The 14,287-nt window shown below is 66.8% G+C and carries 13 protein-coding genes; 5 read left to right on the forward strand and 8 right to left on the reverse strand.

What is annotated here, in order from left to right; all coding sequences use genetic code 11:
- Positions 1 to 39 precede the first annotated feature (39 nt).
- Positions 40 to 486, forward strand: a complete 447-nt coding sequence (locus LT974_RS11140) for a universal stress protein (protein WP_230892838.1) — start codon at positions 40 to 42, stop codon at positions 484 to 486.
- Here the strand turns inward: LT974_RS11140 and LT974_RS11145 are convergent.
- The gene (locus LT974_RS11145; RefSeq protein ID WP_232587725.1) at positions 483 to 1,433 is read right to left on the reverse strand and encodes a biotin--[acetyl-CoA-carboxylase] ligase; all 951 of its coding nucleotides are present in this window, start codon (positions 1,431 to 1,433) and stop codon (positions 483 to 485) included. The genes LT974_RS11140 and LT974_RS11145 overlap by 4 nt on opposite strands.
- 201 nt (positions 1,434 to 1,634) lie before the next feature.
- Between LT974_RS11145 and LT974_RS17780 the strand changes: the two genes are divergently transcribed.
- Positions 1,635 to 1,769 carry a DUF7503 family protein gene (locus tag LT974_RS17780; RefSeq protein WP_269785387.1) on the forward strand — a complete coding sequence of 45 codons (135 nt, stop codon included), beginning with the start codon at positions 1,635 to 1,637 and terminating at the stop codon, positions 1,767 to 1,769.
- Here LT974_RS17780 and LT974_RS11150 read toward each other — a convergent pair.
- From LT974_RS11150 to LT974_RS11180, 7 genes are all read right to left on the reverse strand, one after another.
- Positions 1,766 to 3,847 carry a hypothetical protein gene (locus tag LT974_RS11150; RefSeq protein ID WP_232587726.1) on the reverse strand — a complete coding sequence of 694 codons (2,082 nt, stop codon included), beginning with the start codon at positions 3,845 to 3,847 and terminating at the stop codon, positions 1,766 to 1,768. The two genes, LT974_RS17780 and LT974_RS11150, sit on opposite strands and share 4 nt — an antisense overlap.
- Before the next feature lie 224 nt (positions 3,848 to 4,071).
- Positions 4,072 to 5,901 (reverse strand): acetyl-CoA carboxylase biotin carboxylase subunit, encoded by a 1,830-nt coding sequence (locus LT974_RS11155; RefSeq protein WP_232587727.1) that lies wholly within the window; start codon positions 5,899 to 5,901, stop codon positions 4,072 to 4,074.
- Positions 5,902 to 6,139: 238 nt separating this feature from the next.
- A complete protein-coding gene (locus tag LT974_RS11160; protein ID WP_232587728.1) occupies positions 6,140 to 6,400 on the reverse strand; it encodes an acc operon protein in 261 nt (86 codons plus the stop codon).
- Positions 6,400 to 7,944, reverse strand: coding sequence for an acyl-CoA carboxylase subunit beta (locus tag LT974_RS11165; protein WP_408611721.1), 1,545 nt, complete (start codon positions 7,942 to 7,944; stop codon positions 6,400 to 6,402). Before LT974_RS11165 ends, LT974_RS11160 begins: the two co-directional genes overlap by 1 nt.
- Before the next feature lie 81 nt (positions 7,945 to 8,025).
- Entirely contained in the window at positions 8,026 to 9,459 is a 1,434-nt protein-coding gene (locus LT974_RS11170) for a sodium-dependent transporter (RefSeq protein ID WP_232587730.1), read from the reverse strand.
- Positions 9,460 to 9,599: 140 nt separating this feature from the next.
- The gene (locus tag LT974_RS11175; RefSeq protein WP_232587731.1) at positions 9,600 to 10,943 is read right to left on the reverse strand and encodes a sodium-dependent transporter; all 1,344 of its coding nucleotides are present in this window, start codon (positions 10,941 to 10,943) and stop codon (positions 9,600 to 9,602) included.
- Between the two features lie 84 nt (positions 10,944 to 11,027).
- Positions 11,028 to 11,405 carry a hypothetical protein gene (locus LT974_RS11180; protein WP_232587732.1) on the reverse strand — a complete coding sequence of 126 codons (378 nt, stop codon included), beginning with the start codon at positions 11,403 to 11,405 and terminating at the stop codon, positions 11,028 to 11,030.
- A gap of 325 nt (positions 11,406 to 11,730) precedes the next feature.
- Here LT974_RS11180 and sucC point away from each other — a divergent pair, with 325 nt between their 5' ends.
- The 3 genes from sucC (at position 11,731) to LT974_RS11195 (ending at position 14,248) form a co-directional block, all read left to right on the forward strand.
- Positions 11,731 to 12,879, forward strand: coding sequence for an ADP-forming succinate--CoA ligase subunit beta (gene sucC / locus LT974_RS11185; RefSeq protein ID WP_232587733.1), 1,149 nt, complete (start codon positions 11,731 to 11,733; stop codon positions 12,877 to 12,879).
- Entirely contained in the window at positions 12,876 to 13,745 is an 870-nt protein-coding gene (gene sucD, locus LT974_RS11190; protein WP_232587734.1) for a succinate--CoA ligase subunit alpha, read from the forward strand. Before sucC ends, sucD begins: the two co-directional genes overlap by 4 nt.
- Positions 13,746 to 14,050: 305 nt before the next feature.
- Complete coding sequence (locus tag LT974_RS11195; RefSeq protein ID WP_232587735.1) at positions 14,051 to 14,248, forward strand: DUF7835 family putative zinc beta-ribbon protein; 198 nt, start codon at positions 14,051 to 14,053, stop codon at positions 14,246 to 14,248.
- The last annotated feature ends 39 nt before the right edge of the window (positions 14,249 to 14,287 follow it).

Here is a 14,287-nt window from a genome sequence, read left to right on the forward strand (position 1 = left end):
CCCGAAAGTTAAGCCACTCCCCGACAATCGCTAACACACATGGGCCGCTACGAGCGCATCCTCGTCCCGACAGACGGCAGCGAGGAGACACGGGAGGCGGTCGAACACGCCATCGACCTCGCCGCCGAACACGACGCGACCATCCACGCGTTGTACGTCGTCAACTCCGCGAGCTTCTCCGGACTCCCGATGGAGTCCTCGTGGGAGAGCGTCGCCGCGATGATGAACGAAGAGGGGCTCGCCGCGCTCGACGAAGTCGAGGGCATCGCCACCGACCGCGGCGTCCCGGTCGAGCGCGCGCTCGTCGACGGCAACCCCAGCCGGGAAATCGTCCGGTACGCCGAGGACGAGGACTGCGACCTCGTCGTGATGGGGACGCACGGCCGCGGCGGCATCGACCGGCTGCTACTCGGGAGCGTCACGGAGAAAGTCGTCCGGTCGTCGTCGGTCCCGGTGTTGACGGTGCGCGTCGACAGCGAGGACTAGCCGCCGTCCGCGGGCCGGAGGTGCTGGCAGTCCCCGGCGTGGACGACTTCTCTTCCATCCGCTGTTTGGACGACGAGCGCGCCGTGCTCGGTCACGTCCACGGCGTCGCCGACCACGTCGCCATCCACGGTTTCGACGCGCACGCGCTGTCCGAGCGTCGCGGCGCGGTCCCGCCACGCGTCGAGGACCGCGTCGGGGTCGTCGCGGAGTTCGTGGAACCGTTCGAGGACGCGCTGGACGAACGCGCGGCGCTCGACGTCACCTGCTTCGGCGCGGACGCTCGTCGCGTCCGACGCCAGCGTCTCGGGGTCGACGTTGACGTTCACGCCGACGCCGACGACCACCCACGAGACGCGGCTGGCCTCGCCCTCCATCTCCGTGAGCACGCCGGCGAGCTTGTCGCCACCCCGCTCGGCACCTTCACGAGGTACGATGCAGTCGTTGGGCCACTTGATGGCGGCGTCCGCGCCGGCTTCGCGTGTAGCGTCGGTGACGGCGACTGCGGCCGCGAGCGTCACCAGCGGGACGCGCGCGGGCGGCACGTCCGGCCGGAGCACGAGGCTCATCCAGACGCCGCCCGAGGGCGACGACCACTGGCGGCCGCGCCGACCACGCCCGCCGGTCTGTCGGTCCGCGAGCACCACGACGTCGCTGGCACCGGATGCAGCGAGTTCCCGCGCGCGGTCGTTCGTGCTCGGGAGCGCATCGTGGTACTCCACGTCGAGCGGCGCGTCCAGCCCGAATTCGACGGCTTCCGCGCCGTACTCGGGGACGTCCGCGAGCGTGTACCCCTCGGATGCGCTCTCGACCTCGAAGCCGGCGTCGCGGAGCGCTTCGACCTGCTTCCAGACCGCGGTCCGCGAGATGCCGAGGTCGTCGGCGAGCGCGGGACCCGCGATTGGACCGTCCGCGAGCGCGTCCAGGACTGCGCGGCGCGTCTCGTTCATCGCGCTGGGCTACCCGCTACGCCAGCAAAAGTCCCGCCATTCGCGGGTAAGACTGAAGAAACGGGCCGATGATGCCGAAAACGGGTGTTTCGAGGGGACTACTGTCCACGGATGGTTTTTCCGTGAGTAATTTAGGGATTTTTTATCTCTGTTATCTTCAAATAGATTGAATATATCACCGCGGAATGGTGTAGGTAGACGATGACAGACAGCAAGTTCACGCAGTTCCTCAAGGACAACCCCCGGATGATTGGCGTGCTGTTCAGCCTGATGGTGTTCCTGTCGAGCACGGGCGCCGCGGCAGCGAACTACGGCGCAATTAACTCCGGTCCTTAATCGGTACGTTCCTCGAAAAGTTCATCACTCCATATCAAGTCACCATCGAACAGAATCGGGACGACACCGTGCTCGAAGAAATCCCGTAGCTCGCTACCAGCGACTTCGAACGTATCGACGCGACCGGAGTTCAGGTAACGTGTTGTGTTTTCTCGAATATGTGGCGTAAATAACGAACCCATAGCAGACGTTGATGTCGGATAACAGCGAATACTAAGCTCGTAACTGTCGTCTAGTTCACTCAACTCCAGAGAGATCGGAATACCGCTTCGGTTCTGCACTAATTGAAGTGTCCCATCTCCGATGGTGATATACTGATTTCCGAACAGCGTCACGTTCCGCGCGACAGATAGCCCCGCCTGCAGCGAGAACCCGTTGTTCAAGAGGCGAGCGAGTGCGCGACCGATTCTAACTGCAGGGTCGTTGCTGATGTTCGCGAGCGTGACGATGCCACCGTAGCTCCCACGCTCGACGAGAACATCGCCCTGCTCGTAGGACTTACACGCGTTCAGCAGGAACGCGTCGACGTTCACTTCGTCAAGCGTCCGCGCGTCGAACATCCCATCAGCGCACTGGAATCCGCCTTTGTCGACGTGCCCGATGTAGTGCAGGAAGTCGATGTTCTTCCGGAAAATCGCCGCGAGTTCGTCGGTAGTCAGGTCGTAGTGGACAGTGATGTCGAACTCGAAGATGTCCCGCGTGCCGTAGAACTCCTCGACGATGTCCTCCTCGCTCATCTCGTCCTCGTTGCAGACGATGTCGATGCTGATGGAGTCCTGCTCGCGGGCGGGGCGGTCCAGTCGACGGAGGTACGACTCCACGCGGGTCTTGCTCGCGCCGAGCGGGAACCCCTCCGCAATCCACGCGTGTTCGATGGCATCCGTCTCGTCGGGCTTGACGACGTTCGACCAGTCGGTCACCGACTCCCCCCGGGAGGTGCTTCGGACAGCCGCGCCGTTCGCGCGGTAGAACTCCGTCAGCTCCTCGGGCTCGTCGTGGACGTTGGGCTCTTCGCCCGTGCTAGGTATCCGAACTGTCGCCAGTTCGTTCGCGACGAACGGAATCGCTTCGACGTGGTCCGGGTCGGGTTCGATGTCCACGGTGAGCTTCCACTGCGGGACGTGTGGGTTCGTGACCTCGTAGGGGACGTCGAGGTACGCGCGGAGGCGTTCCGCAGGAGATGCGTCGTAGACATCCACGGGGTCGAACGGAAGCTCGTCCTCGACCACGTTGCGCTCGTGGAGGTTCACCGGGTAGAACCCCTCGGTGCGGGTGACGCAGTCGAGGAAGAAGACGTGTTTGAGAAGTTTCGAAACCTCCGCCTCGAAGCCGCGCTCCGTGTCGAGGTCGTAGTGGTCGCCACCGACGCCAAGCACTCGTCTCTCGCCGGGGACGATGTCCGCGCCGAGGTAGTACGCCAGCGAGCTCACGCGGAAGAGGTCACCGTAGTCACGGGGAATCTCGATGGTGACGCCGGTCTCGGGCAGTTCGAATGCGTCCGGCGCGTCGAAGGCGTCGCCGCGCTCGACGAGCGGCGGGTGGCCGCGGAGCGTCGGGAACGAGCGCTCCGGGGACGTGGTCTTCAGTGCCGAGCTGCTGAGCGCAATCGCGCGCATCGCGTCCTCGACGTCGTCGCCGATGGTGATCGTGCCGGCGGGGGATTCGTGGAGCGAGCGAGCGCCGAGCGCGATCTCCTCGGCGTCTTCGAATCGAACGAATGTGGTGTTCTCGGAGCGACGTACGGTGACGGCGCTGTCGACGACGGCCTGCAGTTTCATCGGGCCGATGTCGATGTCCAGCGAGTACCAGTTCTCGTCGTAGGCCGCGACCTGTTGGTTGGCCGACTCCCCGACCATCGTCCCGGTGTCGTCCCACAGGAAGACGTTCACCAGCCGCGGAATTTCGAGTTCCCCCGCAGTGACGGTGACGGCGCTGTCGACGGGTAGGAGGAACTGCTCGGTGTCCGCCTCGACGGGGGCGACGACCCGGTCCGTGTACAGCTCGAACTGGGCGTTCTCGATGGGGTCGCGCACGAGGAGGCCGTCCGGGTCGACCAACGGCTCGAACTCCGGTCTCATCGCTGCACCCGCGCGTGTCGTAGCCGGCGACGTAGCCGTCCGGTCGCGTGCCCGTGTAGCGAGCGCTCGGTCCGGGCTGCTGGCGACGTAACTGCCCGACTGCGCCAACAATAGGCATTTGATACGTCAGCGAGATTCCGTATCTCGTCGCACGACGACGCCGCCACCCTCGGCATTATGTCACAGAGGGATAGAATAGGTAATAAAAATTCGGGCGTCGGTAGTCAGTCGATGACGACGAGCACGTCGCCCATGTCGACGCTGTCGCCCTCCTCGACGGCCACCTGCGTGACGGTGCCGCCGTGGGAGGCCACCACGTCGTTCTCCATCTTCATCGCTTCCAACACCACCAGCACGTCCCCGGGTTCGACCTCCTCGCCCTCTTCGACGTCCACCGAGAGAATCGTCCCCTGCATCTCGGACTCGACGGTCTCCCCGCCGCCCTCGACGACCGTCTCGGACTCCTCATCGCCACCGGCGGGCTCGGGTGGTCGGCCGGCACCGCTCTCGGCCTCGCCGACGGCGAGTTGGGCTGCGCCGCGCTCCTCGAGTTCGACCTCGAAGCGCTTTCCGTTGACTTCGACGGTGAAGTCCCGCTCCACGACGTCCTCCTCACCCTCGGCGCTCGCGGGCTCCGTGCCCCACTTCTCCTGGGCCTCGTCGATGCGCTCGGGGTCGAGGTGTTCGTCGAGGTACTTCGTCGTGTGCGTGCCGCCGACGAACGCGTCGTCGGTGAGCATCAGCCGGTGGAACGGCACGATCGTCGGAATGCCCTCGACGTCGTACTCGGCGAGCGCACGCTGGGAGCGCGCGATGGTCTCCTCCCGGTCGCTCCCGTGCACGATGAGTTTGGCGACCATCGAGTCGTAGTCGGTGACGAGGTCGTCGCCCTGCCGGAGCGCGTCGTCGACGCGTACGCCGATACCGCCCGGCGGGTCGTACGTCTCCAGGCTCCCGCCAGTCGCGGGCGCGAAGTCGTCGGCGGCGTTCTCGGCGTTGATGCGGTACTCGACGGCGTGCCCGTCGAGTTCGACGTCGGCCTGCGCGAAGTCCAGTTCCTCGCCGGCCGCGACCCGGAGCTGGTACTTCACGATGTCGATGCCCGTCAACGCTTCCGTGACGGTGTGTTCGACCTGAATCCTGGTGTTGACTTCGAGGAAGTAGAAGTCCGCGTCCGCGCCGAGCAGTTCGCCCGCCTCCCGTTCCGGGTCGTCCTCGACGAGAAACTCGAAGGTCCCCGCGTTCGTGTAGCCGGCGGCGTCCGCGCCGCGGCGCGCGGCCTCCCCGATTTCCTCGCGGAGGTCGTCGGTGAGCGCGGGGCTCGGCCCCTCCTCGATGACCTTCTGGTGGCGGCGCTGCAGCGAGCAATCCCGCTCCCCGAGGTGGCGGACGTTGCCCTGCTCGTCGGCGACGATTTGCACCTCGATGTGGCGCGGGTTCTGGAGGTAGCGTTCGAGGTAGACGTTGTCGTTGTCGAAGTACGCCTCACCCTCCCGCTTCGCGGACTCGAACTGCTCGTCGGCCTCGTCGGCGCTGCGGACGATTTTCATGCCGCGGCCGCCGCCGCCGCCCTCCGCCTTGATGGCGACGGGGTAGCCGTGCTCGTCGCCGAACGCCTCGACCTCTTCGGCGGACTCGGCGGGCTCGGTGGTGCCGGGAACGATGGGGACGTCGGCCGCGCGCATCGTCTGTCGGGCCTTCGTCTTCTCGCCGAGCTGCTCCATCGAGTCGGCCGACGGGCCGACCCACGTCACGCCTTCGGTGCCCTCGACCTTCCCGGCGAAGTCGGCGTTCTCGGCGAGGAAGCCGTAGCCGGGGTGAATGGCGTCGGCGTCGGCCTGCTGGGCGGCGTCGATGATGGCCTCGTGGTCGAGGTACGAGTCCGCCGCGCGGGAGGGGCCGACGTTGTAGGCTTCGTCCGCGTACCGGACGTGGCCCGAGTGCTTGTCGGCGTCGCTGTAGACGGCGACCGTCTCGATACCGAGTTCCTCGCACGCCCGCATCACGCGAACGGCGATTTCGCCGCGGTTCGCGACGAGAACCTTCTCGAACATTCTTGAGAGACCGTTCTCCGGACGCCCTACTCATACTGTCGGTTCGAATTCGCGGTGGGCCGCGAGAAGTTTTGCGGAACGGAGTGAAGCAGAAATGCCCGGCAGGCTGGATTCGAATCCCGCAAGTCGCAGCGCGCGAGCGTGGCGAGCGCGACCGTCTTGCTCTGGTTCTGAACTGCCCACTACGTGCCGCGACTCGGTTGACAAACGGTCGCACTCGGAGAACGGGAGCCGTCTCTCAGAACCGGTCGCTGCGGCCCGCTGCCGTCCACGGGTCCGTCGGTGCGCCGTCGGGCACGCGGTCGGCGCGCCCGCCGACAGCGTCGAGGCGCCCCGCGAACGTCCACTTCTCGCCGTCCCACGACGCGTCGCCGCTCTCGGCGGCCGCGGCTGCGGCTTCGAGGCGCGCGAGGTGCGCGCTCACCGCGGCCGCGATGGCGGCGGCCTCCGCCTCGGTCGCATCCTCGGAAACTGAGATGTCGCGGTCCGTCACGGCCATCACAGCGGGATGTTGCCGTGTTTCTTGTCGGGCGACTCCTCGCGCTTGCTCGCCAGCATCTCCAGGTCCTGAATCAGGCGTGGGCGCGTCTCCGTCGGCTCGATGACGGCGTCGAGGTAGCCGCGGTCCGCAGCCGTATACGGATTGGCGAACTCCTCGCGGTACTCGTCGATGAGCTGGTCGCGGAGCTCGTCGGGGTTCTCGGCGTCGTCGAGCTCCTCGCGGTAGAGGACGTTCACCGCGCCCTTCGGCCCCATCACGGCGATTTCGGCGGTCGGCCACGCGTAGTTGACGTCCGCGCCGAGGTGCTTGGAGGCCATCACGTCGTACGCGCCGCCGTAGGCCTTCCGCGTGATGACCGTCAGCAGCGGGACGCTGGCCTCCGAGTACGCGTAGAGGAGTTTCGCGCCGTGGCGGATGATGCCGTTGTGCTCCTGGTCGGTCCCGGGCATGAAGCCGGGGACGTCCACGAACGTGACGATGGGGACGTTGAACGAGTCACAGAACCGGACGAACCGGCTGGCCTTCTCGGAGGCCTCGATGTCGAGGGTGCCCGCGCTCACGCGGGGCTGGTTGGCGACCACGCCGACGGAGCGGCCGTCGAGGCGCGCGAACCCGACGACCATGTTCTTCGCGTAGTTCTCCTGGACCTCGAAGAAGGAGTTCTCGTCGACGACGCTCCCGATGACGTCGGTCATGTCGTAGGGCTTGCGGGGTTCGTCGGGGACGATGGTTTCGAGGGCGTCGTCGCGGCGCTCGGGGTCGTCGTAGGGCTCGACCCTGGGTGGGTCCTCGACGTTGTTCTGGGGGAGATAGGAGAGCAGGCGCTTGATGTTGTCGAGAGCTTCCTCCTCGCTGTCGCAGGCGAAGTGCGCGACGCCGGACTCCGAGGAGTGGGTGGTCGCGCCGCCGAGTTCCTCGAAGCCGACCTGTTCGCCGGTGACCGTCTCGATGACGTCGGGGCCGGTGATGAACATGTGGCTGGTGTCTTTCACCATGAAGATGAAGTCCGTAATCGCGGGACTGTAGACCGCGCCGCCCGCGCACGGCCCCATGATGGCCGAAATCTGGGGGACGACACCCGACGCCTTCTCGTTTCGCGTGAAGATTTCCGCGAACCCGCCGAGGGCGTCGACGCCCTCCTGGATGCGAGCGCCCGCGGAGTCGTTGAGCCCGATGACGGGCGCGCCGACCTCCACGGCCTTGTCCATGACCTTCGTGACCTTCTCGGCGAACACCTCGCCGAGGCTGCCGCCGAAGACGGTGAAGTCGTGGGCGAACACGAAGACGGTGCGGCCGTTCACCTCGCCGTAGCCCGTGACCACGCCGTCCCCGGGGAGCTGTTTCTCCTCCATCCCGAAGTTGTGGCTGCGGTGGGTGCGCAGCTGGTCGAACTCGTTGAACGTGCCGTCGTCGAGGAAGTAGTCGATGCGCTCCCGGGCGGTCATCTTCCCCTTCTCGTGTTGGGACTCGATTCGGTCCTCGCCGCCGCCGAGGAGTGCGCGCTCGGTCTTCTCGCGCAGTTCCTCGATGCGCTCTTCCATCGTCATCTGATTGTGCCTTCGTTTCCCCACCGGCGGCAAAAGGATTCCGAGACGACCGCAACCCGAAACGGCGGCGCTAGCTCACAGAACCGAGCGGGAACGCCGCAGCCCGAGGAACGACGCGGCGGCGACTGCCGCGGTGACCACCAGGAACACGCGCGTCTGGTCGAAGGTGACCCCGAGCAGCGAGAGCGGGCCGACAGCGACACCGAGCGCGCCCGCGAGCCCGGAGACGAACGTGAAGATGAGGAACACGGGGATGACGACGCCGACCGCGTACAGCCACGGTGTCGCCAGCGACCGCGTGAGCGACCCAGCGCCGCGCTGGAGTTCGTCGACGGCGTCCGTGCCGAGCACCCAGCCCGCGAACAGCAGGAAGCCGACGAGCCCGCCGGTCAACAGGAGGTCGACGACCGGGCCGGCGACCACGCCGAATATCTCGGCGTCGAGCGCGCAGATACTCCCGGTGACGGCGAACAGGCCGGCGAGCCCGGCGACGGCGCGACGCCGCGAGACGCCGTACTCGTCGACGAGGAACGAGACCGGAATCTCTAGCATCGAGATCGAGGAGGAGAGCGCGGCCAGCAGCACGACGCCGAAGAACACGACGCCGACGACCTGTCCGTAAGGAAGCGCGGCGAACGCGCCCGCGAGGCTGACGAACAGCGCGCCCGGGCCACCGCCGCCCGCGCCGGCACCGAGCGCGAACAGGATGGGGAAGACGACGACGCCCGCGAGCACGCCGACGACCGTGTTGAGCACGGCGATGGCGGTGCCGTCGGTGACCAGCGAGCGGTCCTCGCCGATGTAGGAGGCGTACGTCAGCATCGTCCCGGCACCCAGCGAGAGCGTGAACAGCGCCTGGCCGGCGGCCTGCGGGAGGATGTCGAAGAAGTTCGCGCGCAGGAAGGCGACGTCCGGCGAGAGGAAGAAGGCGACGCCTTCGGCCGCGCCGTCGAGGGTGACGCCCCACGCCGCGAGCGCGACGAGCAACACGACGATGGCGGGCATCATCAGTTTCGTCGCCTTCTCGATGCCCCGTCGGACGCCGCGGAGCACGACGAGCGCGGTGATACCGAGGAAAAGAAGGTGGAACGCCACAGCTTCGACCCCGTAGCTGATTGCGCCGAAGTGCGCGCCGGGATCGGCGAAGTACGCGCCCGTGAAGCTCTCCGCGAAGTAGCGCAGAATCCACCCGCCGACGACGCTGTAGAACGAGAGGAGGACGACGCCGGTGACGACGAAGACGTGCCCGAACGCAGACCAGTACTTCGAGTCGGAGAGTTCGGAGAGCGCGCCGACGGGGTTGCGCCGGGAGCGGCGGCCGATGACGAACTCCGCGAGCAACCCGGGGACGCCGACGAGCAGGACGATGCCGAGGTAGACGAGGAGGAACGCCGCGCCGCCGTTCTCGCTGGTCATCCACGGGAACCGCCAGAGGTTCCCGAGCCCCACGGCCGACCCGACGGCCGCGAGGATGAACCCGATTCGTGTCTGCCAGGACTCGCGTGTCATTAGGTACGCCGTAGCAACCCCCCGCATTTGAGGGTTGCGACTGACGAACCGCCAAACCGTAGAAAACACCGCGGAAAGACGCTAAAAAACCGTTATAGAACTATGGGTCCGCGCCAAAACCGCCACGGCGGTGACGGTTCCTAGAGGCTCGGAATCGGCGGCGCGGCGTAGATGTCCGTGACGCCCAGATAGAGGGTCACGAACACGCCCACGAGCACGTACGTCCGAATCGACCAGAGCCACGCGGTGGCGAACGTCTCGCCGCCGCTGGTCCCCTTCTTGATTTCGTCGACAGCTTCGGGGCCGTACACCCAGCCCACGAAGATGACGCCGAGCAGTACCGACAGCGGGAGCAACACGCTGTACGCGAGCGTGTCGAACCAGCCGAGCCACGCGGTGTTCCACGCGGAGAGTGTGCCGAGGACGAACAGGCCGCCGGCGAACGCGAACGCGGTTCCGGGGCGGCTGTAGCCGTAGTTGTCCACGACGTAGGAGGTGACGACCTCCAGCAGACTGATTGCCGAGGAGAGCGCGGCGATGAGCACGACAAGGAAGAACACCGCGCCGAGCGCCTGCCCCGCGGCGCCGAGGTCGGCGAACACCTGCGCGACGGCGACGAACAGCGCGCCGGGGCCGCCGCCGGCCGCGGCGTCCGGCACGCCGCCGAACTGCACGAACAGCAGCGGGATGACGACGAGGCCGGCGAGCAGGCCGACCGCGGTGTTCAGCACGACGACGAGGCTGCCGTCCGCGGGGAGGCTGTCGTCGTCACCGAGATAGGACGCGTACGTAATCATCGCGCCCATCCCCAGGGACAGCGAGAAGAACGCCTGGCTCACCGCGAACGGGACGACGCTGCCGAGGTTGTTCGCGAGGTAGTCGAAGTCCGGGGAGAGGTAGTAGCTGTACGCCGCCGCGGAGCCGTCGAGGGTGAACGCGTAGACGGCGAGCGCGACGAGCATGACGACGATGGACGGCACCATCAGCTTCGTCGCCTTCTCGATGCCGTCCTCGACGCCGAACGCGACGATGCCCGCGGTGATGGCCATGAAGACGGCGTGGAAGGCGATGGCCTCCCAACCCGCGGAGACGGACGCGAAGTAGCCGGCGGCGTCACCGAAGTACGCGCCGGTTGCGCTCCCGAAGACGTACCGGATAACCCAGCCACCGACGACGCTGTAGTAGGAGAGAATCCACAGGCCCGTGAGCAGGCCGATTGCGCCCACGACCGTCCACGCGGGGTGTTTCAGTCGGTCGAACGCTTCGACGGCGTTGATGTTCGCGCGCCGCCCGACGACGAACTCCCCGAGGATGGCGGGGAGCCCGATGAGCAGGGCGGCGAGCAGGTAGACGAAGACGAACGCCGCGCCGCCGTTCGTCCCCGTCTTGAACGGGAACTGCCAGATGTTTCCGAGGCCGACCGCCGACCCGACGGCCGCGAGGATGAAGCCGAGTCTCGTGGCCCAGGTTTCTCGTTCTGTCATGGTGTACCACGCCGTATCCGCGCCGCCAGTTAAAAAGCGTACGGTTTGCGAGCGAAGCCCACGCCACAGCCCCGCGAACGAGCGTCAGGCCTCGTGGGTGGCCGCGCGGTACGTCAGGTCGGCCATCGCGACGAAGAGGAGCGTGCCCGCGACGAACGCCAGCGAGTGCAGCGGCGGCATCGAGAGCCCTTCCGCGGCGACGACGCTCCCCGGGACGACCCACTGCCCGACGACGTAGAACCACTGGACGAGCGAGCGCTCCCGACCTTGCAGGTCGTAGTGGTCGACGGCGAACCCGACGACGACCGCGAGGATGGAGAGCACGCCGAGGTGGGCGTGCGCGCCGACCATCCACCCCGGAAGGTTCGGCCCGCCGGGCATGACGAGGTAGGCGTTCTGCATCCCGTACAGCATCTGGACTGCGAGGCCGAGGAATCCCGACGTCTTCAGCACGCGTGTCATGAGCGTTGCATTTCAGGTAAGACAGATTAACGTTTCTATCCGTTGTCACTGGTGGCACAGAACGGCCGCGAGCGCGGCGCGCCAGTTCGAGCGGAAGATTTCACGTACGCGCGCTGGTTCGCCCGTCGCTCCCACGCCCGCAATCGCGGTCGTGTCGTCCGGCTGCTCGTTTTCTCTGTCCCAACGTCGGGACTAACGCAGCCCCCCGAAACCGTACGACTACAGCAGGGTCGAATCGCCTCTGCGACCCGACCGCCCGAAAGCGGCAGGGGTGAGTGAGAAGGGTTGGCTTTATGCGAGCCCGCGACAGCCTTTCGAGTGCAAAATGAAGCTCCACGAGTATCAGGCGAAGCAGGTCTTCGCCGAGGCGGGCATCCCGACTCCCGGGTCGACGCTCGCCACGTCCGTCGACGAGGTCGTCGAGGCCGCGAGTGACCTCGGCTACCCCGTCGCGGTGAAGGCCCAGGTACACGTCGGCGGCCGCGGCAAGGCCGGCGGCATCAAGCTCGCCGAGAACGAAACCGAAGCCCGCGAGGCCGCCGAGTCCATCCTCGGCATGGACCTCAAGGGGTACACGGTCGACAAAGTTCTCGTCGAGGAAGCGGTCGACTTCACGAACGAACTGTACGTCGGCGTCACCATGGACCGCGGCGAGGGCAAGCCCGTCGTGATGGTCTCCGAGAAGGGTGGCGTCAACATCGAGGAAGTCGCGGAGGAAGACCCCGAGGCCATCGCCCGGGAGCACGTCGACCCCGCGTTCGGCCTCCATCCCTTCCAGGCACGGAAGGTCGTCTACGACGCCGGTATCCCCCGCGAGGTCGCGGGCGACGTCGCGTCCATCCTGACGACCCTCTACGAACTCTACGAGGACCGCGACGGCAGCGACGTCGAGGTCAACCCCCTGATGGTCACCAGCGACGACGAAGTCATCGCGGCCGACGCCGTGATGAACATCGACGAGGACGCGCTGTTCCGGCAGCCGGAACTCGCGGAGATGGAGGACGAGGCCGCCGAGGACGAACTCGAAGCCAAGGCCAACGAGTACGGCTTCGACTACGTGCGCCTCGACGGCAACGTCGGCATCATCGGCAACGGCGCCGGGCTCGTGATGACGACGCTGGACCTCGTGGACTACTACGGCGGCGAGCCCGCGAACTTCCTGGACATCGGCGGCGGCGCGAAAGCCGAACGCGTCGCGAACGCCCTCGACATGGTGTTCAGCGACGAGAACGTCGACAGCGTCGTGTTCAACATCTTCGGCGGCATCACGCGCGGCGACGAGGTCGCGAAGGGCATCAACACCGCGCTCGAACAGTTCGACGAGATTCCCAAGCGCGTCGTGGTGCGCCTCGCCGGCACGAACGCCGAGGAGGGCCGCGAGATTCTCAACGACGAGCTGGTGACCGTCGAGGAAACGCTCGAAGGCGCCGTGCAGCGCGCCGTCGAATACGCTGACACGGAGGCAGGACAATGAGCATTCTAGTCGACGACGACACCCGCGTCGTGGTACAGGGCATCACCGGCGGGGAAGGGAAGTTCCACGCCGAACAGATGATTGACTACGGCACGAACGTCGTCGCGGGCGCGGTGCCGGGCAAGGGCGGCCAGGAGGTCGCCGGCGTCCCGGTGTACGACACTGTCCACGACGCCGTCGACGAGGAGAACGCCGACGCCTCGGTCATCTTCGTGCCGCCGGCGTTCGCCGCGGACGCCATCTTCGAGGCGCTGGATACGGACCTCGACCTCGCCGTCGCCATCACCGAAGGCATCCCCACGCAGGACATGGCGAAGGTGAACAAGCGCCTGCAGGAGACCGACACCCGCCTGCAGGGGCCGAACTGCCCGGGCATCATCACGCCCGGCGAGGCGAAACTCGGCATCCTCCCCGGGAACATCTTCTCGGAGGGGAAGGTCGGGCTCGTCTCCCGCTCCGGCACGCTGACCTACCAGGTCGTGGACTCGCTCACCCAGCGCGGCATCGGCCAGACCACCGCCATCGGCATCGGGGGCGACCCCATCATCGGGACGGACTTCATCGACGCCCTCGAACTGTTCGAGGCCGACGAGGAGACCGAAGCGGTCGTGATGTGTGGCGAAATCGGCGGCGAGGACGAGGAGGAGGCCGCCGAGTACATCGCGCAGAACATGGACACGCCGGTCGCCGGCTTCATCGCGGGCCGCACCGCGCCGCCGGGCAAGCGCATGGGCCACGCGGGTGCCATCGTCTCCGGCAGCGGCACCGGCACCGCCGAGTCCAAAATCAACGCGCTCAACGAGGCGGGCGTCCCCGTCGGCGACACCCCCGAGGAAGTTGCGGACGACATCGAAGACCTGCTGTAGTCGGCACGCGCCGCTCTTCTTTCGGAGACGGACCGAGGGAGCAGCCGAGAGCGGTGGCTGTGCGGTGAGAAACGTGAGGACGGAGCGCCGGTCGCTGCGCGCTCGGACACCCCTGGCCGAGCCACGCCACCGGCGTGTGAACGCACACCACGCTGGTGGTTAGGTCCGACGGCCGCGGCCAGCAGTTCTGGTTCTCCACAGCGTCGCAGCAGCTCGTAAACCGTCGTTAATTCGGTTTAACCGTCCTAAAACGGCGACCACGGTATCCCCGGTTTATACTCTAGCCGATTGACTGGTCGGACACGATGACCACCACCGCCCCCGACTCGCACCTCCGGGAGTTCTGCCAGGACTGCGACCGAGCGACCCGCCACGCGGTCCGCATCGAGCTCCGCGTGGAGAACCACGCCGTGGACAACCCCGGCTGCTCGCGGGAGCCCTACCGCGTGAGCCGGTGTCTGGTCTGCGACGCCACCGACGCGCGCCGCATGAGCGACGCCTGACGCCAGCGAAACGCCTACGTGTCGGCGTGCGGACGACTG

It is taken from the genome of Halobacterium noricense, from assembly GCF_021233435.1.
Classification (GTDB): Archaea; Halobacteriota; Halobacteria; order Halobacteriales; family Halobacteriaceae; genus Halobacterium; species Halobacterium noricense.